The sequence below is a fragment of the Vibrio sp. MA40-2 genome (assembly GCF_047302445.1).
GTDB lineage: Bacteria > Pseudomonadota > Gammaproteobacteria > Enterobacterales > Vibrionaceae > Vibrio.
Genome location: NZ_CP178627.1, coordinates 474,936 through 496,027, shown reverse-complemented (window position 1 = coordinate 496,027; position 21,092 = coordinate 474,936). Strand labels below are relative to the sequence as shown.

The window sequence follows — 21,092 nt, the reverse complement described above, 5'->3', positions numbered from 1 at the left end:
TCATGGACAAATTAATATCTAATCAACCAAATCAAAACCCGAGCGATAGTGACCTTAAACAAGCAAGGTTTACCTATAAAAAAGTAAAAAGTGTCTTGCATAAAATATACGCTTTTTTCTATGGGAATCCACCAGCAATCATCGGAGGTTTGTTGTTAGCAGTGATTCTCTCTGGTGCGATCTTAGCTCCAGTGTTTGCTACTCATAACCCAGAAAAACGGGTTGCTAGACCACATGTTGCACCGAATGCAGAATATATTATGGGATCGACCCGTAGTGGACGTGATGTTTACAGCCAAGTTTTGTATGGAGCTAGAAAATCGTTAAGTGTTGCTATTTCGGCTGGAATTATTGCCATGACTTTCGCCGTAATTATTGGTGTGTCCTCGGGCTACTTTGGCGGAAAAATTGATGAACGATTGAATTTTTTAACTAATGTGTTTTTGGTGTTTCCTCAATTGCCTTTATTGATTGTGCTCGCTGCATTTCTTGGCCAAGTTGGCTCAATGGTTATCACTTTATTGCTTGGGGTTACATCCTGGCCATGGGGGGCAAGGGTTATTCGAGCACAAACCATGGCGATTCGAAATAAAGAGTTCATCATTTCAGCTGAAGTGATGGGCGAATCTAAAATTCGGATCATTCTTGTTGAAATATTACCGAACCTTATCTCCATTGTTTTTGGTGGTTTTTTAGGCACGGTTATTTATGCCATGGGGGCGGAAGCTGGCTTGGGTATCTTAGGGTTAGGCGATGCAACCGAAGTGAGTTGGGGGTCGATGTTATATTGGGCACAAACCTCGTCCGCTTTGTATACCGGCGCATGGTGGGAAATGATTGTTCCTGCAATGGCTCTGGCATTAACTGGGGGAGCATTGGCGTTGATTAATATGTCTATTGACCAAGTCAGTAACCCAAAACTTAAGACTGGTCCACATATTAAAATTTGGCACAAGCTGAAAAAAGAAGCCGATATTCGTAGGGGTTTAAGATGAGTAACTTATTAGAAATTAATAATCTTTGTGTCGACTATGTCTCTCCAAACGGCATTGCTAGAGCGGTTAATAATGTCAGTGTTGCTATTGCACCCGGAGAAACCTTGGGTATTGCAGGAGAATCTGGCTGTGGAAAAAGTACCTTAGCATTTGCTATTTCAAGGCTACACAAGGCTCCTGCGCTGATTTCACATGGAGAGATTTTATATAAGGGCAAAGATGTCCTAAAAATGAATAATAAACAATTAAGAGATTTTCGCTGGAATGATGTGTCGATAGTATTTCAAAGTGCAATGAATTCGTTAAACCCAGTTATTACTATTGGTGAACAATTAACCGACGTGATTCTAGCTCATAAACCAGTGAGTAAAAAGCAAGCATACCAAAAAGCGACCGAACTACTGGAAGTGGTCGGTATTCACGCTGACCGGTTCTCTAGCTTTCCACATCAACTGAGTGGGGGAATGAGACAGCGAGTAGTTATCGCCATTGCTTTGGCTCTTGAACCTAAGTTGATCATCATGGATGAGCCTACAACTGCGCTGGATGTGGTCGTTGAGCGGGAGATTTTAAATGAGTTGTACGATCTTAAGACTAAATTTGGTTTCTCAATATTGTTTATTAGTCATGACTTAAGTTTGATGGGAGAAATAGCCGACAGAATTGGTGTTATGTATGCAGGAAACTTGATTGAGTTAGGAGACGCTAAGACAGTATTTAGTTTGCCTCAGCACCCTTATACTCAAGGATTAATTTCATCATTTCCAACCATTCATGGACCGAAAGAACGTTTATATGGTATTCCCGGCAATCCGGTTAACTTGTTAAGTATACCTCAAGGCTGCAATTTTCAAGATCGTTGTTCACACTGCTTTGCCGATTGTAAAGCAACGGAACCAACACTATCTAGGCTAGATGCGGACCACCACGTGTCATGTCATCTTGTGTAGGAGATAAATTATGCAACAGACAAAAGAAAAACAAGTGATTCTGTCGGTGAATCATCTGATCAAAGATTTCCCAGTTGGCCAGTCTGCTAAAAGCAATCTAATGCGTGCAGTGAATGACGTTAGCTTTGAACTGCGCAAAGGTGAAGCACTCGCTATTGTTGGTGAATCTGGTTCTGGTAAAAGTACTGGAGCCCGTATACTGACTCGTATTTATGACAAAACTGGTGGCGATGTCACTTTTAAAGGTCAGCCATTACAAGACTATATTGATAAAAATGGTGAGTTAGAGTACGCACGTCAAGTACAGATGATTTTTCAAGACCCATTTGGATCGTTAAATCCGGTACACAGCATATATCATCACATCGCACGACCTCTGCTGATTCACAAACGTACAAATAAGCGAAACGTGGCGAATTTAGTCTATGAATTGTTAGAGTTGGTTGGCTTGTCACCAGTGAAAGAGACGGCAGAAAAGTACCCACATGAATTGAGTGGTGGTCAAAGGCAACGCGTTGCAATTGCGAGAGCAATAGCGGTTGATCCGGAAGTTATTTTGGCTGATGAGCCTATTTCAATGCTCGATGTGTCGGTTCGATTAGGTATTCTAAATTTGATGTCTGATTTGAAAGACAAGCACGGCATCTCGTTTATGTATATTACCCATGATATTGCAACCGCGCGATATTTTGCTGAGAAAACCGCCGTTATGTACGTTGGGCATATGGTTGAGTGGGGCGATAGTGACAGTGTTACCCAAAATCCACAACATCCGTATTCTCAGCTACTTTTATCAGCGGTTCCCGAGGTAGGTAAATCGGGTCGTAGAGAATTAACAGTTAAAAAGGGTGAAATTCCGCTCTGGAAACCAAGCAGTGTTGGTTGTCCATTCTCTACGCGATGCTTGAAAGCGACGGAAAAATGCACGCAATCTATGCCCGCTGCGACTCAAATTGGCAAAGAACACTTTGCTCGCTGTCATCACCTATAATTTATTAAATTAAGTGCACAAGTGCGCTCCGTACTATTGGTATTATTATGCAACATTCATTAAATATAGAGTCACAAAAAGTTAATGGCGAATTCGTTGATCTTGCCGGCGAACGATTTTATAAAATTGAAAATGTCGATCAAATGGCACCATTTTTTATCAGTGTCGTGTCAGCAAGTAATCATTGGCTGTTTATTTCTTCTACGGGTTGTTTATCCGCGGGTAGAGTTCGACCAGAAAATGCTCTTTTTCCTTATCGGTCTGTAGATCATATCCATGAAAGCGCCGAGAATACAGGCGCTAAAACAGTGATACGCTTGAGTAGCGATCGCGGCGTGGTTAATTGGGAACCGTTTAACCAACAGCATGATGGTTTGTATCATACGCAACGAAATTTATATAAGAATAGTGTGGGTGATAAAATCACCTTTGAAGAAATTAATCATAGCTTACAGCTGAAATTCCAATACAGCTGGAATACCACTGACAAATTTGGTTTCGTTCGTAAATCTGAGTTAATCAACTTAGCGTCGCAACCTCGTCAAGTTGAAGTGCTTGATGGTATTCAAAATATATTACCTCCTGGTGCGCCGTTACCAGCATTGCAAACCCGAAGTGCATTGGTTGATGCTTATAAATGGAACGAGTTGGTGCCTGGGTCATCACTGGCATTGTTTAGTATGTACGCGATGCTAAGCGATAAAGCAGAACCAGCTGAATCATTGCGAGCCACAACCGTGTTTAATGTCGATAATGATGAAGTTGATGTTTTACTTTCTAGTCAACAGCTGAACGCTTTTCGTAAAGGTCGGGCTATCAGTCCAGAGCAACTGACTAAAGGTCTTCGCGGTGCGTACTTTATCCATAAGAATATTACCCTAGATTCGTTACAAACTAATTCATGGAAAATCGTGGCTGATATTGATAAAACTCACGCTGATATTACTAGTCTTAGCTCATTACTCTGTGATAAAAGTGAACTAAATTCCGATATCGAACGAAGTATTGTAGATAATAACAGTGAACTTATGAGCTTAATGTCGGGCGCAGATGCATGGCAATTAACCTCTGAGGAGAACACCAGCGTTCACCACTATGCCAATGTATTGTTTAACAATATGCGGGGTGGTGTTTTTGACAGCAATTATGATTTAGATACTGTCGATGTGGTGAAAACCATGCGAGCCTCTAACGTGGAGGTTGTAGAGCGACATCAGTCCTTTTTTGACTCACTACCTGCGGTAATTTCGCATGATGATTTACTTGACCAGTCGCAACAAGTAGGCGATGCGCAATTAACACGTCTGTGTTACGAATATCTGCCGTTGACTTTTGGCCGTCGCCATGGGGATCCTAGCCGACCTTGGAATCATTATGAAATTAAAGTAAAAGATGAGAATGGCGCGCGATTATTATCTTATCAGGGTAACTGGCGGGATATTTTTCAAAACTGGGAAGCCTCTGCATTAAGTTATCCTGGTTTTATCTGTTCTTTTATTGCCAAATTTGTCAACGCATCAACAGCGGATGGTTACAATCCTTACCGCATTACCAAAGATGGTGTGGATTGGGAGTTGCTTGATCCTGAAGACCCATGGAGCAATATTGGTTATTGGGGGGACCATCAGATTATTTATTTGCTTAAGTTCTTGGAATTAGCAGATAAATATAGCCCTGACGACCTAGTTAATTTACTAGATAAAGAGTTGTACAGTTATGCGAATGTTCCTTATGAATTGTGCACCGTTGATGAACTGTTTGCCAACCCAAAAGATACTGTCGTTTTTAATAGTGACAAGCAGCGACTGATTGAACATAGAGTAAGTGAATTAGGCAGTGATGGTCGCTTAATTCTGCATGATGGTAAAAATGTTTATCTGGTTAATTTATTAGAAAAAATAATGGTCCCTTTATTGGCTAAACTGAGTAACCTGGTTTTAGATGGCGGTATTTGGCTTAATACACAGCGACCAGAATGGAATGATGCGAATAACGCAATCGTCGGTAATGGTTTATCTATGGTCACTTTGTACTACATGCGTCGTTATGTCCGTTTTGTACAAAGGTTGCTTGCTCAAGCATCAGGTTCATCGGCATTATCGACTATTGCATTATCAAAAGAAGTGTCAGTATGGATGCTTGCAACCAGTAAGGTTTTATCTGAAGCTGCGTTAGAAATTGTCCAAAAAACGGTAACACGCCAAACTCGTAAAGCTATTTTAACCAAATTAGAAAAAGCGGCAGAAGAGTATCGTCAAAAAGTTTACCGTATGAATGGTTTTTCTGGCAAAACCAATGTTGAAGTCGCCGACATTGCAAAAATGATGGATATCTGTTTGACGGTTCTTGACGATACAATTGCTAATAACAAGCGCACAGATGGTTTGTATAACGCTTATAACATTATTAACTACACCAGTGAGCAGGTAGAAGTTTCAGAGTTGTATCCGATGCTTGAAGGGCAGGTAGCGATACTCAGTTCTGGTGTGCTTACACCAAAGCAGGCGGTGGAATTACTCGATAACCTGTTTAATAGCGAAATGTATCGTAAAGATCAACACAGCTTTATGCTTTATCCAGACCGAGACTTGACTCATTTCATTGATAAGAACCGTATTCCCTTTGACTTAGTCAAAGAGAACGCGTGGTTATCACAAATGATTGAACAAGGAGATAAACGAATCGTTAATGTGGATAGTAATGGTGATGTGCATTTCAACGCAAACTTTGAAAACAGCGGCATACTGAAGGATACAGCAGAATCGATTATTGATGAATACAAGCAAATAACAGAAGATACGGTTCAAGAGGTATTGGCTATTTATGAACAAGTCTTTAATCATCGAGCATTTACAGGCCGTTCTGGCACTATGTTTGGTTATGAAGGGTTAGGCAGTATTTATTGGCATATGGTGTCGAAACTACTGTTGGCGGTCCAAGAAAACTATCAAGCGTCTTTTGCGTTAAATTCAACCAGTATTGAAACGCAACAATTGGCGGATTATTACTATCGCGTTCGACATGGAATTGGGTTTAATAAATCACCTGTGCAATATGGTGCGTTTCCTACCGATCCTTATTCTCATACTCCAAAGCATTCTGGAGCCCAGCAACCCGGAATGACAGGGCAAGTCAAAGAAGAAATTATTAGTCGATTTGGTGAATTAGGCTTAAATGTAGCGAATGGTATTATTTCAATTAAACCTGATTTGCTGAAAAAGTCCGAATTTTTACAACAAACCGAATCATTTAAGTATGAAAATGTATTTGGTGATTCGGTTGTAAAAGTGGTGGAGGCTGGTTGTCTTGCTTTTACCTATTGTCAGGTTCCTTTTATTTATCAATTAATTACTGGTAACGAAATGCAAATACAAGTGGTGCTTAAACAGGGAGATGATATGCATATTCAAAGTTCTGAGTTATCGGCTGAATTGAGTGAAAAAATCTTTAGCCGGTGCGGTGAAGTGGAAAAAGTACTGGTTTTTGTTCCACAGAAAAATTGTATGCAATAAAAACCCATTAACTACGATTTCATCAAATAGAACGATAGCGAATGCAGTTTGGTGTTCGCTTCGTCAAATAAAAACAGTCGCTTATGGCGACTGTTTTGTCTATTGAACTGACCAGATTAACTTGATTAGCTTACATCTTTTACCGATTGACGTTCAACTAAGGTAGGTTGCAGTTTGTTATCTATACTTATGGCCGATTTACCTGAAAGTTGATTAAGCACCCGCGTGGCACCTTGAATAGCCATTTCTCGTAAAGGAAAATCAATGGTGGTTAAACTTGGATTCATGTACTGGCTATAGTTACTGTTATCGAAACCGATGATAGATAAGTCTTCGCCTACTCTTATGCCTTTTTCTGCACATATTCCGTACGCGGTCATTGCAATGTTATCATTGAGACAGAATATGGCGGTCATTTCGGTATCTCTATCTAAAAGACGCCGAACGGCTATATCATTGCCTTCGTGATCAAAGCGACCTTCAACAACTAAGTTACTATCATAGTCGATGTTATGTTTGGCTAATGCATTTCTGTAACCTTGTAAGCGATCTCTACTGTCGATTTTACTGAGTTGACCAGTAATACACCCAATTTTACGATGACCCTTTGCAATTAAATATTCGGCAGCAATGGTCCCGCCATGTTCATTATCTATGTAGATGCATTTATCTGATATTTCGGGGATAAAACGGTTGAGCAGTACGGTAGCAGGAATTTGTTTTACAATATTCAATATATCGTTGTCGGCTAACATATCTGAGGTTAACACCAACCCGTCGACTTTTTTTGATCTTAAAAAAGCGATGGATTCTTGTTCTTGTTCATAAAGTTCGTTGCCACTGGAAATAATAACGTGATAATTATCTTTGCGTGCCATGGCTTCAACGTTGTGCATCATTGGCCCATAGAAAGGCCCGTCTAGCGACCCGACTAACATCCCTATGCTATAAGATTTATTTGAGGCAAGTGCTTGAGCAAAGGCATTCGGTTGGTAGCCTAACGCTTCAATAGCTTCAAATACTTTAGCTCTGTTTTTGTCTTTTACGGATTTGTGCCCGTTGAGTGCTCTAGAAACTGTTGATTGAGAGACTTGAGCATACTCCGCCACTTCTTTTATCGTTATCAATGCTTATATGTCCTTTATGATCAGTCCTTCCTGATGTGAATATGTTACTTTTGACCAATATATGCTTTACTAAATGAATAGTAACGTAATTTTAGCTTATTATCTTCTCTGAGTGAGGCCACTGTCACCATCGTGTTATTTATATAAACAAATATCAGTTTGTTTTGTGCCTATCGAATAGTATCCAGTAGATACCCTTAGCCTATTTATTTAAACTTGATCGTGAGCAATGCAAATTAAAAAGAAAGCGCTTGCATTTGTAATTGTGAAGTAAGTAGAAGTATTGGTCAATAGTTAGGGCGAGTTACTTAAAGTATTAAGCGCGTTAACGTAGATAAGATGATATTTAAATAATGGAAAAAGATATTTTTTCATACTACTTACTCGATCTTTTTGGGTTTGATTTATAATTATTAATTTTTATATCTTGTTGTATTTTATAGCTAAATCCTCTTAATCTTTTTTGCGTGGAGTTCGCGTGTAAAGTGCCATAACTGATGCGTATTGTTATGGGGAACGTAGAGCTGATTTATATATGTGATCGTAGTAGAGTTTCCTTATATTGCTCATTGTCCCACCAATATGTTTGAGCTACGCTTCTAACAAAAGAAAGCGCTTTCTTTTGTTAGAAGCAAAAAATAGCAATAGAAATGAAAAAAATAGTAATAAAAAGTGAAAAGGCGACAAAAAGCTTAAGCGTAAATCACTCAGACTTAATGCGTCGCTGATCACCTGTTTGTAATTAGATAATCGAACGATATAAGGACTCTTAGATGCAAGGTAAAACGATTGTAGCTTCACTCTTGGTTGCGGCAATGTTCGCCCCTACAACTCAAGCTGAACAAATAAAACAAGGGGGAACGCTTACCGTTCCAATTATTAATACCGGTTTTGTAGACAACTTTAACCCTTACACGTCAGGAGACTTGCTGCACGGGATTATGTTTGAGCCTTTATTGGTTTTTAATAACATGACAGGTGACACTAACTATCGTTTAGCTGAGTCAGCAAGCTATTCTGATGATTTAAAGACTATTACCTTAACGTTGCGTCAAGGGTTAAAGTGGTCTGATGGTGCAGCATTAACCGCTGAAGATGTTCTATTTAGCTTTATGTTAACTAAAAAAGCCCCTGCATTTGATCAAAAAGGGGTCTGGACAGCAAATAATCTGAGAGAAATAAAAACGCTAGATGACACGACCATTGTATTTGAACTGAATGAGGCTGACTCAACGTTTATTTGGAATTTAGCTTCTTACCATATTGTGCCTAAGCACATTTGGAAAGATGTAGAAGATTTGACTACATTTACTAACCCGAACCCGGTAGGCAGCGGCCCAATGACTACGGTTAAGTACCTTAAACCGCAACAGATGGAATTATGTCGCAACCCGAACTATTATCTAGAAGGCCGGCCTTATCTCGATTGCGTCACTTATCGCTCTTACAATGACAACTCGCAAATTCAACCTGCACTTATTAAAGGCGAAATTGATTGGGGTTCAAATTTTATTGCTGATGTGGAAGCAACTTTCGTCGCTGCCGATCCAGAACATCATCATTTTTGGTATCCTGCTAATGATGCAATCCATCTCTATGTAAACACAAAAGAAACACCTTTTGATGATATTCGAGTTCGTCAAGCGCTTTCAATGGCGTTAGATAGGGAAGCGATTGTTGATATTGCCGCGTATGGATACCCTACCGTGAACTTTAATGCTGGTGGTATTGCGGAAGTGTATAGCACATACATTAGTAAAGAGGTCACTGAAAAATACGCTAATCTCACTAAGTATAACCCCGAAAAAGCCAATGCGCTTCTGGATCAAGTTGGACTAGTTGATAAAGATGGTGATGGCTTCCGTGACGGCAAAGATGGTAAAAATATAGCGTTTGATATTGAAGTGGTTAATGGTTGGACTGACTGGATTCAAGTTGCGCAAATGGTGACCGAATATTATGAAGAAGTGGGTATTAAAGCCAAGGTAAAAACAGTCGATTGGGCAGTGTATGATAGCAATCTAAAACAAAGCAATTACAAAATGTCGATTAACTGGTCATTAGTTGCGACTAATCCAATTTTGGCTTATCAAGAGTATTTTTCATCGGCTCGCATTGGCAAAACCTGGCATGCTGGTCACGGTGTACACTCTGCAGCCATCGATAAACTTATTGAAAGTTTTGGGAAAACTGGCGATAAAGCAGAGCAGCAAGCAATACTTGATCAATTACAAGAATATGCCGCGCAGAATTTACCATTTATTCCTTTGTTTTCTAATGCGACCTGGTTCCAGTACAACAATAAGAAAATTGTTGGTTGGCCGAGTGAAGCAAACCCTTATGTACAACCAGTTTGGTACGACGGTGGGAAACGTGTGATTATTTTAAATAATTTACACCTTAGGTAACCCGTCCAGTAGGTGCGGCCGATTTTAAATCCAGTGTGTTTGATGTTAAATCAACGATATTGGGCTTTAAACTAAAGGTGCTGCACCGTACATAAAGCCCATTACTAGATAGTTTTTACTATTCAGTGATGGTCAAAATATGCAGCAATAATGGGGAGCGAAATCGTTCCCCATTGATGCCTTAAGTCTCCATCGATATTGTAGCTCACTATCGATATTTTAAGTCATCTCCCTGTTGCGAATTGGATAATAGCACTCTATTAGGTCAGTAAATGAACTGTTGTGTAAGGAACTAAAGGCTATTTTATTACAGCCATAATTAAATAGCCTTTGGTCCCTAGTGAATCTCAAAAGGAAGTATATGAAATATAGAAAACTTAGCCTGATTATTGCTGCTTCTCTTGCCACCTTAGTTTCTGGATGCTCCAGCAGTGGTTTGGTTTTTGATTATGGAGCAGAAGGGGCCGTCGAGATACAAAATCGAGATCCCAGCGAGCAAAAACAAGCGTTAGCGATGGCCGAAAACTGTTGTCATTCCTTGGCAGAAATTAATTATAAATCTGTTGATAAAGGGATAGCTGAAAAAAACAAACCGTACGATTTTTCAATCAGTTCTGCCAACCAAGCTTTTTTATTTGATAGTGGTAAGTCCTATGTATTAGGTGTTGAGTTACCAAAAGCTGAAGGTGATATTAAGCTTACCGTATCATCTGCGATAATTTCGAGTGTTTTTGTTCCTTCCATATTGGTTTTGGATGCAGATTACCATCCTGTTCGTATGTTTGCTCAAGAAAGTATTGTGTATGATAAAGCCAGCTTGTTTAACGCTGACCGGTATTATGGCGAAGTTACTATTCAAGAACAAGATAATGCACGTTATCTAGTTGTTTTTACGACAGATAGTGCAATGGCAAGTGAGACAGAGCTGGCTCCGATAGATCACCAAGCGTTGGAATCTGGAAACGCTAACGCTGCAAAGCGTATTTATATGCAAGACTTAGTTCCACACAGCGCTACTGGTGTTGTACGACTGGTGCTTGATTATACAGCCGATACTCGTCTATCAAATAGTGCGGCAATTACCCATATATCTAACGGAAGTAAAACTGTTGTTTCACCAAACTTACCAGGTACGGAAGTTGGCAGCGAGTCAATGATTGTCGATATCCAGTGGACGAAAGAAGGTCAACTAAGTGAACAAACAGAAACTCAATTTATTGACTCTATTCAGCAAGCGGTTAAACAAGGTGATTTGAATAAAGCGATGAGTATGGTTGAAAAAGCCGAATCTCTTGGTTCAAAAAATGCAAGAAAAGCCTTTATTTCAGCGTTACAAAACAAATTATAGTAGTGAATTGACCTAAACTGAACCGTTCTATAATCCACTACATTTATTAAACGATTGCTCTTATAAAAAATGCTCTTATAAATAAGTGCTCTGATAAATAATTAGTTCGGTAAATACAGAATTAGCTAATTAAACATAATAAAAAACCTCTTTAATCATCAGTTCGAATCGTTAAGGAGGTTTTAATTATTTTATTTAACTATTTTAAAAAGCGAATGTTTTTTACTTTAAGATGAATATTCTTTCCGTTAACCGGTTCAAAAACCACTGGATTAACTACCTGTGTGATATCGAAATCTGCAGAGGAAGCGATAAAATCAGCAACATTTAAATGAAATGTTTTCCACTTGCCTGTTTGTGGTAGTTCTGACGGAGGTATAGTAATAGGTGCAACGTTCGGCCAGCCACTGTCCATTTTAACCACTAACCCTTGAGCATTGAATTGAGAGATTTGCAAATCAAATACCAATTCACCTTGTGCAAAATTGCTCATATTGAGAGGGCCACTTAGTGCTTCTATATACGCGTTACCGGCAGCAACAATTTGTATCTCTAAACCCTCATCGGTCACAGAACGGCTGTCATTGTCGCTGCTATCCCAACCGTTCAAATTAAAGCTGTTTCCTAGTGCTGCTCCTTGCGTGATGCTTAGTGTGGCGCCGTTCAGATCCAACGTTTCAATGTTAATTGATGGGGCTGAAACACCTGGATTGTGAATGGCATTTTTACTTACGTTACTGGCACAACCTTTCCCAGTTTTCGGATCTTGTTCGCATTGATACACCCGCACATAATCGACTAACATATCCGCACTATCCAGCGTTGGATCAATGCCTTTATGGTTAACATTAGCAGCCCAGCCTCCACCAATGGCTAGATTGAGCAGTAGATGAAAATTTTGATTAAAGGGGGCATCATCTGGGCCCGTTTTAATTTGGCCATTTTGGTCGTTGTATTGGGTCCACCAACCTGATTGTGTTTGGGTGGCGTAATGAACGTCATCCACATACCAACGAATCTCACCTTGTTGCCATTCAATAGCATATGTATGGAAATCATCCGCTGGATTAATATTTTGATCACCAAAATCATAAGCGACACCTGACGAGACATTTTTAGGCCAGTTCTTTCCATAATGAAGAGTAGCGTGCACACGATTTTCTGGTTTGCTTATTCCTTCAGCACTTATCGCTTGAGTGCCTTCGGACGTGACCATTTGTTGTGCTTCTACAATATTAACTGCATCACTGTCGGTATACGTTGTATGCAGGTTAACGGCTTCCATTATATCGATCTCGCCAGAGGCAGCCCAACCTCCATAAACAAAGTCTGTAGGCAACATCCAAATAGCAGGCCAGGTCCCTTGTCCTTGCGGTAGTTTTGCTCGTATTTCGAAACGACCGTATTTCCAATCTCCTTGGTTTTTAGTTCTTAGCCTCGCAGAAGAGTAGGGCAGTGTTGTTTTTGTTTCATCGTATCCGTCCCAGTCTTCTGGTACAGATGAGCCAGTGGATGGTTGTTTTAAGGCCCGAATAGTAAGTAAGCCGTTCGATACAAAAGAATTAGTATTGTTGGCAGTGTAGCACTGTTGTTCGTTGTTACCTCCACCCCAACAGTTGACTTCGTGGTTCCATTTGCTCATGTCGATGTCAGTACCATCAAATTCATCGTTCCAGATAAGCGCCCAACCGTGTTTGTTTTTCTCAACTTTAGTTTGAATATCACCATTGTCTGGTACAGGCTCAGTTTGTTCAGGTAAGTTTGATGCTGAGTTGCATCCGGCCATCAATAAAGGCAGTGTTATAAGGCTTAGTAGTGCTTTTGGTGTCGTTGTTTTGAGTTTCATATTATACCTATTGTCCGTTCTGCAGAGGTGATCTAATCAAGAATTAATGTCTGAATTGAGCGAGGTGGCATAGTGATATAGGTCCCTTTATGATTGTGGCTTAACGCATAGACAACCTCACGGTCAAGCTTATTCATGACCACGGCGACAATCTCCCCTGTTGGGTTGATAAATGCGGTGGCTTCTAACTCATCACTGGTGGTGGCAATGGCAATCCGCAGGGCATCTTTTTTGATAAATTTGGAAAAATGACCAAAATAGTAATAAGACGGATTTATTATGACTTGGTCATTAATGGTATCTGCAATGATTGGGGCACTGCATAGATTTTGCACATGATTTGGTCCTCCAGTTTGGTCTAGATAAAGGTTCCAATCACACCACAGGCTTGTATTGTGATTAAGGTCATTAATGATTGAATGAGCATAACGTTCACCTACGTTCCAATCACCAATGTGAGGTCCGCATTCTTGACAACCTTCGGTAAACCATATTTTTTTCTCTGGATACACATCATTAATAAGTTTCAAATTGTCGTAGTTATCGCCCATATACCAGTGAATACCGATACCGTAGACGTACTGACTGGCCTGTTTATCATCAAACATAACTTGGGCTCGATGATAAGCTTCTGCCCGATTATGATCCCAACAAACAAGTTTAATATCCTTTAAACCTTGCTTTACCAAGGTAGGCCCGAGATGATCGCGAATAAAATCGCGTTCTTCTTCAGCCGAGTAAATGCAAGAATCCCATACTTGGGTTGCAGCTGGTTCGTTTTGAACTGTGATGGCAGAAATAGTAATGTCTTCTTCTTTCATTAATTGTATATATTTACAATAATATAGCGCCCACGCATCGCGGTATTGCGGCTTTAATTTTCCACCGTTATTCATCTCACCATTAGTTTTCATCCAGGCGGGTGGGCTCCATGGAGAAGAAAATAGTGTGATATCTTGTTCTGATATTGCTTGTGCCTGTTTGATCATCGGTATAATTTGCTGTTTATCTCGCTGCAAATTGAAGTCGGTCAGCTGTGGATCCTCTGTTTCACAACACGCCCAGTTGCCGAGCGAAAAATCACAGCTATTAATATGTGTTCTGCCGATGTTATAGCCGATACCTTTGACGGGATGAAAATAGGCTTCTAGCATTTTTTTTTGGCTTTTTTTACTCATGCGATTTAAAACATAGGCTGATGACTCAGTAAATGCGCCACCAAATCCTTCCCAGCGCTGAAATGTTTTACTACTGTCTATATAAATAGCAAACAGCTCGCCTGCATCAGTATAGGTTGTTGTATCTTCTTCCATATAATGACTACGTAAGGCATCAGATGGAATAATTGAAAGTTTAAAATCGGTGTCTTTAGCGGTTTGGTATAATTTCATTTTGTTTTCCGAATGATAGAATTGTTTGGTTAATAATTGGTGAGATAGGCAGTGCATGATTTGGTTTTTGAGGCTGGTAAATACAAAATATGGAAGAATAGACCAAGCCGATTCCTCCATATTCAATTAGCTAACCGCGATGATTACCACCAAACATCAGTTTGAACACCAATCACTACGTCACCATTACCACCATCTGCTTCAGGAAGGTATGTGGCAAGGAATCGTACTTCTGGGGCAGGACCAGAACCTGTGCCCATAACGAAGGTTGGTGCTATTGTGGCTTTTGTTTCGTACCAACTACCACCATTCCAGTTTTTATAAGCATAACCAAACTCAGTTTGAATGTAGAAATTATCACTTACAGGGAAAGTAGGACGAACCATGGCAGAAACCCAATAATCGTAAATATTTTCTTCTTCATGATCGTTATATTGTGCTTGAATTGATGGGAAAATATTAATCCCGTTGTCAAGAAAATAGCCACCCCATAGAAGCATACGAGCAGACGTATCTTTTGAATAGTTATTGGCAATCAGGTCTTCACCTGATGCACCACCCTTAGTCACACTACCAGGACGATAGGCGTTATATACCGTTAAATTACCACCTAGTAATTGTTGCGCACCAAGACCAACACCTGCTTGACCGATAACTTTAGAAAATCCATTACCTTCTATGCCGAAAAAGCTGTCCATAGAGTAGGTTGCAGATAAATCGAAGCCATTTTCAGCATAATCATTAGTGTCAGTTGCGTTACCCCCCATATATTTTCCAGCGGCATCGACTTTCACGTTTCCATATTCGGCTCCAACATGAAGTGTATGCATTAATCTAGAGTCGGAATCTGAGTCAGTACCCGTTAAGTCACTGGCCATATAAGCCACAGATAGTTTGCTATCACCTACTTCATAGTTTTGTAGTCCAACTCCTGTTCCTGAGTAGTCAACATAGAAAAAGTCGGTCATAAATATATAGTTTTCATTTTTAAGATAGTCTCTTTTACCACCCCATAAGGTACCGGTTTCGGTGATGCCTTGATATTCCACGAACGCAGCAGGGAAGTTAGTCGCGCTATAATCATCTTCTTCTTCTGCTACATCAACGGTGACTTTGACCGAATCTCCATTATCAAGCACCCATTTTTTTGCCAGGTTAGCGCCAAAATCATTATCTGCTTCAACACCTAGACGTCCGACCATTTCTTTAGTCGCGCCTGCCCAACCTGAACGCTGAGAATCATCATCTTCAGCGGAAACAAGGACACCAGCACGAAAAGATCCGTGAAACTCTAAGCTCTCATCTGCGGCTGCATTTACATAAGCCGAAGTTGATATTCCTGATGTCGCGATGATCAAAGAAAGCGCTATCTTGGAAAGTTTCATAATTACCCCATAATCATTTTAAATACATAGTATAAAAGTGGTAGACCACTGCCTTTAGAGAAAGCGCTTTCTTTTTATGGCGTAAATATAAACAAAACTTCATCTAAAATGCGTACATTCTATTTTCTTTACAGACGAAATTGCCAAATAAGTCAAAGTACCGTTCTCTATGGAGCGAGTATAAGAACCTATATTGAATAAAAAAGTGACACACATCACTTGAGAAAGCGCTTTCTTATGCAGGGGTCACATTTTTTAAAAGATGTGCAACAAAAATACGGACAGATGGAACTTCATGAAATTTTAAGATTAGCAGAAATCTTGCTTGTAAAATCTTGCATATAAAATAAAGGTTATCTAAATTAAACCGAATCCCGTTGGTTAAACAAGAGACAAATAATGGAAGCGTTTGAAACATTACTTAAAATTGCACAGCGCAAAGCTGAGTTTGATAAAACCAGTAGTTGGTCAAATGGCGCGCAGACTTATATCGATGAAATTAAAAATGAAATTGATGAAGTGGTCGAAGAATTACCTCAAGGAAGAGTGTGTTATTTAGAAGATGAATTAGGTGATGTTTTGTGGGATTACCTAAATATGCTGGTCGCTTTAGAGCAAGAAAAAGGGATAAATGTTGCTTCTGTTTTGCAACGTGCTTGTAATAAATATGAGCAACGAGTATCTGGAATCGAAGCCGGTAAACAATGGCAAGAGATTAAAGCGCTGCAAAATGTCGTGCTAGCAGAAGAACAGGCAAAGCGAATCAACAAATAAAAATAAAGAAAGGGCTTATTTGAAATGTAAATAAGCCCTTATTATTAAGCTACACTGGTTTGAGTTTTAAGTTTGTTTTTACCTAATACCCAGATATCGTAGTCACGAAGTACGTATAACGCAAAACAAGCTGCTAGCATCGGCCAAGCGGCAAAAAACAATAGATTGTTGAACGGGTCTAAATAGTTACCAAAAGCCGATAGAGTAGAGCCTGTGTGCAGCACCAATACAGCCAAATAGGTGACTTTTTTCCATAGCCCTAATGTGAATGCACCGATAAATAACACTTGCATGATACCTAATCCAACCGCGACACTAGTTGGTAAACTAATATTATAGAATGCAGAAAAAACTCTAGCTGTGTGTTCAGGTACCATGACTTTATCTAACGCCCACGCCATAAATACCACCGCGATGCCGACTCGCAAAGCGAGCAAACAAACGCCTAATTGTTTTTCTAATGTTACTTGGTCCTTTTGAAGCATACCGATTTCCTTGATCATAAGTGAAATTAAAAAGACCGTGTTAGATCACATTTTCTTTCATACAGAACCAAATTTTTTAATTTAATATCACTTAATGCTCAGAACGGTACAGTTTGACATGTGACTATTCTGCTACTGTATATGTGCTATGCCAGAGGACGTGTGCTGTGTACCTATCAAAATGAATTCCATTCCAACTTAGGATTTTTATGAATAAAAATAATCAAATTTTTGATAAAAACGATTTTATCAATCAAGATCTAAGTAATCATTATTTTGAAAAATGTACTTTTGTTCGCTGTGATTTTTCAAAAACAGATTTGAGAGATACGCAATTCGTTGATTGTATCTTTATTAAACAAGGTGACCTTGAAGGGTGTAATTTTAGTTTCTGTGACCTTAGAGAGGCTTCTTTTAAAGGTTGTCAGTTATCAATGGCAAATTTTAAAGGCGCAAATTGTTTTGGTATCGAATTTAGAGATTGCGACCTTAAAGGTGCAAATTTCGTCCGAGCGAGCTTTGCAAATCAAGTAAATCATAAGGTCTTTTTTTGTTCTGCATATATTACGGGTTGTAATCTTTCGTATGCTAATTTAGAGAAACAAAGTTTGGAAAAATGCGAATTATTCGAGAATCGATGGATTGGTACCAATTTGCAAGGAGCGTCTTTGAAGGAGTCAGACTTAAGTCGCGGAACATTTTCTAATGATTGTTGGGGACAGTTTTTAATGCAAGGCTGCAATTTAAGCCATACGGAACTAGAAGGTCTAGATCCACGCAAGGTTGATCTAAGTGGTGTAAAAATATGTGAGTGGCAACAAGAGCAGTTGTTGAATACATTAGGTATTGTGGTTTTTCCTGACTAGAAGGACAACGTTGCAATAGGTGGAATAAAAATATGAGCGTCCTTGCTCTACCTTGTATTACGCACTATTTTGTATCACACATTATTTTTGTATTACACATTATTTTTTGTAGCGCACGACTTATTCTACTTACTTATTATTGGTCAGTGGTTTTTTATGCGTAACAATCAAACCTGTCGTTAACGTGGCGGCAATCGCCACACAAATCCAAGTTCCGTAGAAATCTAACGGATTGTTCATTGCTACTAATATGGTTGTCATCCAAAATCCGACAGTAATTCCTGTTAGGTGACCTCGTAAATTTTTTTTAAAGTTATCTAGCATTTAATGCTTATCCTAATGAAACATTTAATAATGAATATTATTACACGGTTAAAAACAATAATGGTCAAGATTTTCATTACAGTTTAGTCGGTTATATCATCTTTAGGCATAACAACAAGGAGACCTACTATGGTGCAAGTTTGTATAGGTTGCCGTTGTCGGTACTGAAAAACAGTTCACCGCTAGGAGACGTTTCAATGTCTCGAATGCGTTCCCCAAGATTGACTAGAATCCGCTCTTCTTTTACTGCATTGTTCTGAGCGTCCAAGGTTACAACATTAATATGCATTGCCTTTAACGCACTAGACAATAATTTGCCATTGAGTTTAGGAAACTGTGTACCACGATAGAGAAGTAGGCTGCTTGGTGCGATTGACGGTATGTACACCTTAGTTGGTGAGGTTATACCTTGTTTTTCGGTTGATTCACCCACGCTAATTGGTCCCCAATACTCTTTACCATGAGAGGTTATTGGCCAGCCGTAATTGTTTGCTTTATTAATTAGGTTAATTTCATCACCCCCTCTGGGTCCATGTTCAATTGACCAGAGGTTTTGAGTCTTAGAATCAAAATATAGGCCTTGTGGATTACGGTGACCATAGCTCCATATTTGTTCTAGAGCATCTTTTATTCCGATAAAAGGGTTGTCAGATGGCGTGCTGCCATCTGGATTTAAACGTACAATACTGCCCGCGTGAGAGGTGAGGTCTTGTCCGTTATCTCGTTCGCCACGATCACCAATGGAAAAATAAACGTGGCTATCATCAAAGGCAATTCTACTGCCGAAATGGCGATTTGTCTCGGTAGTGGAAATCGACACGAATATCGTTTTCCAATCGGAGATAGTACCAGCAGAGTAACGTGCGGTAGCTAGTGCAGTGGCTCCTTTCTCGTCAATGTTTTTACTATAAGTAACGTAAATCTGGTCTTGTTTAAAAGGCGAACGAGCAATATCAAGCAGTCCACCTTGACCTTTAGCCCATACTTCCGGCAGATTCGCGATAACGGTTTGCTTTCCAGTAAGTAGGTTAACGTGTTTAATTGTGCCACTTTTTTCCGTAACCAACATCGAATCTTGATCAATGTACGCTAAGCCCCAAGGGATATTCATCCCTTCCGCAATCTTTACTGCTTCATAAGCTTGAACGCTATTAACGGAAAAAATAATCAGTATTACTATCTTTATTGCATTGAGTCGTTTCTTCATTGCATCACCAAAGTTAATAAATTGACCACGATATTTTTAGTCGTGTGAATAATAGTTAATTCTAGACGTTAACTTGGTGAACGAAGGTATTATTTGAGTAAAACAATATTCGCACTTAATGTCTCATATCTGGCAGGTTATTAACCACATGTGGACGTTTCTTCACTAAAAACCACAGCAGACTGCCAATAGCACCAATAACAAACTGAATAGTACCAAGATTCTCAATTAAAGATTCAGGACGTAAGGAAACTAACAGCATGCCAATTGAGCCGCACATCATTCCAGAAAACTGAATAATAGCGACGGCTGAACCCGTATCTTTATCTTGTTGGTTTAACATCAAATTGGTACCAGGCACTCGATTAGTTATTACCGTCAATGTTGCGGGTGCAGCGATAAACGCGAATACCCAAGGGGACAAATCACCTATCGTGTAGGTCAATATTCCGCATACCGTGAGTAAAGCAAAGCAAGCCGATATTATGCTTGGAATGGCGATCGTCTGTGATATTTTTATATAGATTCTAGGGCCAAATGAAGCAAACAGGGCATTAAAAGCAAAAGCATAACTGAATTGTTGTTCGGTTAATCCAAAACCATCAATATAAATGTACGACCCTGCAGCTAAAAAGGCCATCATTGCCATTGGTGCAATAGAAAAAATAGCTAATAGAGATAAAAAACGTGGGTTTTTCAATACCACACCTAAACGCCCCCAAGAACGTAACATTGACCCGGTATATCTATCTTCTAATGTCTCTTGGTAACAAAAAGCGAATATCGACGACAACGCACCAAAAACAGCCAGAGCAATAAACATCATATGCCACGACGCGATTTTAAGTAAAAAGGCACCGATTACTGGGGCGACCATAGGGGCGACTATCACCAGTGACATTATAGTTGCCATGATTCTTTCTCTTTCTCTGCCATCATATAAATCTTTTACAATGGCGGTGGCGACAACGGTAACTGCACTGCCTCCAAAAGCTTGTACCACTCTAGCGGCAATTAACCACTCAATACTACTGGTTAATGAGCACAAAACACTTGAGATAACATAAATTGCGATTCCAATTAGCATTATCGGTTTTCTGCCATATTTCTCGCTTAATGGTCCCCAAAATAATAAGCCAAATGCGTAGGTTCCAAAATAAACACTCAAGGTTAGATTTACCATGGTTTGGTTGGTATTCAGCAGTTCGACCATTTGCGGCAGCGCAGGTAAATAGAGATCAGTTGTCAGTGGTGGAAAAGCGCTGATCAATACTAAAAAAATCAGGGTTCCATTTTTGCCCAAAATGGGTTGTTCTTTTTTCAAGTTGTTACTCCAAAATAAAGTTGGATTATTCCGAATGAGACATTTTTAGAATGACATTGTTTTTTAGAATGACACTGCTTTTCAGAATGTTGTTAATTTATATTGGTTGATGTATCGCCAATAAGGTGTGTTATATCTTCAGAATAATTGTGTAAATGA

The 21,092-nt window shown here is 39.5% G+C and carries 16 protein-coding genes; 8 read left to right on the top strand and 8 right to left on the bottom strand.

The genetic code is table 11. The features are described 5' to 3' along the window. The first annotated feature begins 2 nt into the window (after positions 1 to 2). The 4 genes from ACLKML_RS02060 to ACLKML_RS02045 are packed head-to-tail and all read left to right on the top strand — an operon-like array spanning position 3 to position 6,448. The gene (locus tag ACLKML_RS02060; RefSeq protein ID WP_413283432.1) at positions 3 to 995 is read left to right on the top strand and encodes an ABC transporter permease; all 993 of its coding nucleotides are present in this window, start codon (positions 3 to 5) and stop codon (positions 993 to 995) included. After that, on the top strand, positions 992 to 1,945 hold the full coding sequence (locus ACLKML_RS02055; RefSeq protein WP_413283431.1) for an ABC transporter ATP-binding protein: 954 nt from the start codon (positions 992 to 994) through the stop codon (positions 1,943 to 1,945). Before ACLKML_RS02060 ends, ACLKML_RS02055 begins: the two co-directional genes overlap by 4 nt. A 10-nt stretch (positions 1,946 to 1,955) precedes the next feature. Then, the gene (locus tag ACLKML_RS02050) at positions 1,956 to 2,936 is read left to right on the top strand and encodes an ABC transporter ATP-binding protein (protein ID WP_413283430.1); all 981 of its coding nucleotides are present in this window, start codon (positions 1,956 to 1,958) and stop codon (positions 2,934 to 2,936) included. 47 nt (positions 2,937 to 2,983) lie between these two features. Then, a complete protein-coding gene (locus tag ACLKML_RS02045) occupies positions 2,984 to 6,448 on the top strand; it encodes a hypothetical protein (protein ID WP_413283429.1) in 3,465 nt (1,154 codons plus the stop codon). 125 nt (positions 6,449 to 6,573) lie between these two features. Here the strand turns inward: ACLKML_RS02045 and ACLKML_RS02040 are convergent, their stop codons facing one another. Continuing rightward, positions 6,574 to 7,575: a LacI family DNA-binding transcriptional regulator gene (locus tag ACLKML_RS02040; RefSeq protein WP_413283428.1), complete on the bottom strand. Its 1,002-nt coding sequence runs from the start codon at positions 7,573 to 7,575 to the stop codon at positions 6,574 to 6,576. A gap of 773 nt (positions 7,576 to 8,348) precedes the next feature. Between ACLKML_RS02040 and ACLKML_RS02035 the strand changes: the two genes are divergently transcribed. Further along, complete coding sequence (locus ACLKML_RS02035) at positions 8,349 to 9,983, top strand: ABC transporter substrate-binding protein (RefSeq protein ID WP_413283427.1); 1,635 nt, start codon at positions 8,349 to 8,351, stop codon at positions 9,981 to 9,983. Between the two features lie 361 nt (positions 9,984 to 10,344). Next, positions 10,345 to 11,331 (top strand): MalM family protein, encoded by a 987-nt coding sequence (locus ACLKML_RS02030; RefSeq protein ID WP_413283426.1) that lies wholly within the window; start codon positions 10,345 to 10,347, stop codon positions 11,329 to 11,331. Between the two features lie 199 nt (positions 11,332 to 11,530). On the opposite strand, the gene ACLKML_RS02025 is transcribed toward ACLKML_RS02030, so the two are convergent. The 3 genes from ACLKML_RS02025 to ACLKML_RS02015 form a co-directional block, all read right to left on the bottom strand. Then, positions 11,531 to 13,177: a family 16 glycosylhydrolase gene (locus tag ACLKML_RS02025; protein ID WP_413283425.1), complete on the bottom strand. Its 1,647-nt coding sequence runs from the start codon at positions 13,175 to 13,177 to the stop codon at positions 11,531 to 11,533. 32 nt (positions 13,178 to 13,209) lie between these two features. After that, positions 13,210 to 14,568, bottom strand: coding sequence for a glycoside hydrolase family 30 protein (locus tag ACLKML_RS02020; RefSeq protein ID WP_413283424.1), 1,359 nt, complete (start codon positions 14,566 to 14,568; stop codon positions 13,210 to 13,212). Positions 14,569 to 14,711: 143 nt separating this feature from the next. Beyond that, positions 14,712 to 15,953: a carbohydrate porin gene (locus tag ACLKML_RS02015; RefSeq protein WP_413283423.1), complete on the bottom strand. Its 1,242-nt coding sequence runs from the start codon at positions 15,951 to 15,953 to the stop codon at positions 14,712 to 14,714. Between the two features lie 399 nt (positions 15,954 to 16,352). On the opposite strand from ACLKML_RS02015, the gene ACLKML_RS02010 reads away from it, so the two are divergent. After that, on the top strand, positions 16,353 to 16,727 hold the full coding sequence (locus ACLKML_RS02010) for a MazG nucleotide pyrophosphohydrolase domain-containing protein (protein WP_413283422.1): 375 nt from the start codon (positions 16,353 to 16,355) through the stop codon (positions 16,725 to 16,727). A 44-nt stretch (positions 16,728 to 16,771) separates the two neighbouring features. Here the strand turns inward: ACLKML_RS02010 and ACLKML_RS02005 are convergent, their stop codons facing one another. Beyond that, positions 16,772 to 17,212 (bottom strand): hypothetical protein, encoded by a 441-nt coding sequence (locus ACLKML_RS02005; protein WP_413283421.1) that lies wholly within the window; start codon positions 17,210 to 17,212, stop codon positions 16,772 to 16,774. A 209-nt stretch (positions 17,213 to 17,421) separates the two neighbouring features. Between ACLKML_RS02005 and ACLKML_RS02000 the strand changes: the two genes are divergently transcribed. After that, positions 17,422 to 18,078 carry a Qnr family pentapeptide repeat protein gene (locus ACLKML_RS02000; RefSeq protein WP_413283420.1) on the top strand — a complete coding sequence of 219 codons (657 nt, stop codon included), beginning with the start codon at positions 17,422 to 17,424 and terminating at the stop codon, positions 18,076 to 18,078. A gap of 129 nt (positions 18,079 to 18,207) precedes the next feature. Here the strand turns inward: ACLKML_RS02000 and ACLKML_RS01995 are convergent, their stop codons facing one another. The 3 genes from ACLKML_RS01995 to ACLKML_RS01985 form a co-directional block, all read right to left on the bottom strand. After that, entirely contained in the window at positions 18,208 to 18,402 is a 195-nt protein-coding gene (locus ACLKML_RS01995; RefSeq protein ID WP_413283419.1) for a hypothetical protein, read from the bottom strand. Positions 18,403 to 18,529: 127 nt separating this feature from the next. Further along, a complete protein-coding gene (locus ACLKML_RS01990; RefSeq protein ID WP_413283418.1) occupies positions 18,530 to 19,609 on the bottom strand; it encodes a PQQ-dependent sugar dehydrogenase in 1,080 nt (359 codons plus the stop codon). A 115-nt stretch (positions 19,610 to 19,724) separates the two neighbouring features. Then, positions 19,725 to 20,933 (bottom strand): multidrug effflux MFS transporter, encoded by a 1,209-nt coding sequence (locus tag ACLKML_RS01985; RefSeq protein WP_413283417.1) that lies wholly within the window; start codon positions 20,931 to 20,933, stop codon positions 19,725 to 19,727. Between the last annotated feature and the right edge of the window lie 159 nt (positions 20,934 to 21,092).

Excerpts from the sequence above, each read along its gene's own strand:
- ACLKML_RS02025 (WP_413283425.1), bottom strand. The coding sequence starts at position 13,177 with ATGAAACTCAAAACAACGACACCAAAAGCACTACTAAGCCTTATAACA.
- ACLKML_RS02030 (WP_413283426.1), top strand. The coding sequence starts at position 10,345 with ATGAAATATAGAAAACTTAGCCTGATTATTGCTGCTTCTCTTGCCACC.
- ACLKML_RS02005 (WP_413283421.1), bottom strand. The coding sequence starts at position 17,212 with ATGCTTCAAAAGGACCAAGTAACATTAGAAAAACAATTAGGCGTTTGT.
- ACLKML_RS02060 (WP_413283432.1), top strand. The coding sequence starts at position 3 with ATGGACAAATTAATATCTAATCAACCAAATCAAAACCCGAGCGATAGT.
- ACLKML_RS02000 (WP_413283420.1), top strand. The coding sequence starts at position 17,422 with ATGAATAAAAATAATCAAATTTTTGATAAAAACGATTTTATCAATCAA.
- ACLKML_RS02045 (WP_413283429.1), top strand. The coding sequence starts at position 2,984 with ATGCAACATTCATTAAATATAGAGTCACAAAAAGTTAATGGCGAATTC.
- ACLKML_RS02035 (WP_413283427.1), top strand. The coding sequence starts at position 8,349 with ATGCAAGGTAAAACGATTGTAGCTTCACTCTTGGTTGCGGCAATGTTC.
- ACLKML_RS02050 (WP_413283430.1), top strand. The coding sequence starts at position 1,956 with ATGCAACAGACAAAAGAAAAACAAGTGATTCTGTCGGTGAATCATCTG.
- ACLKML_RS02020 (WP_413283424.1), bottom strand. The coding sequence starts at position 14,568 with ATGAAATTATACCAAACCGCTAAAGACACCGATTTTAAACTTTCAATT.
- ACLKML_RS01990 (WP_413283418.1), bottom strand. The coding sequence starts at position 19,609 with ATGAAGAAACGACTCAATGCAATAAAGATAGTAATACTGATTATTTTT.
- ACLKML_RS02055 (WP_413283431.1), top strand. The coding sequence starts at position 992 with ATGAGTAACTTATTAGAAATTAATAATCTTTGTGTCGACTATGTCTCT.
- ACLKML_RS02015 (WP_413283423.1), bottom strand. The coding sequence starts at position 15,953 with ATGAAACTTTCCAAGATAGCGCTTTCTTTGATCATCGCGACATCAGGA.
- ACLKML_RS01995 (WP_413283419.1), bottom strand. The coding sequence starts at position 18,402 with ATGCTAGATAACTTTAAAAAAAATTTACGAGGTCACCTAACAGGAATT.
- ACLKML_RS02010 (WP_413283422.1), top strand. The coding sequence starts at position 16,353 with ATGGAAGCGTTTGAAACATTACTTAAAATTGCACAGCGCAAAGCTGAG.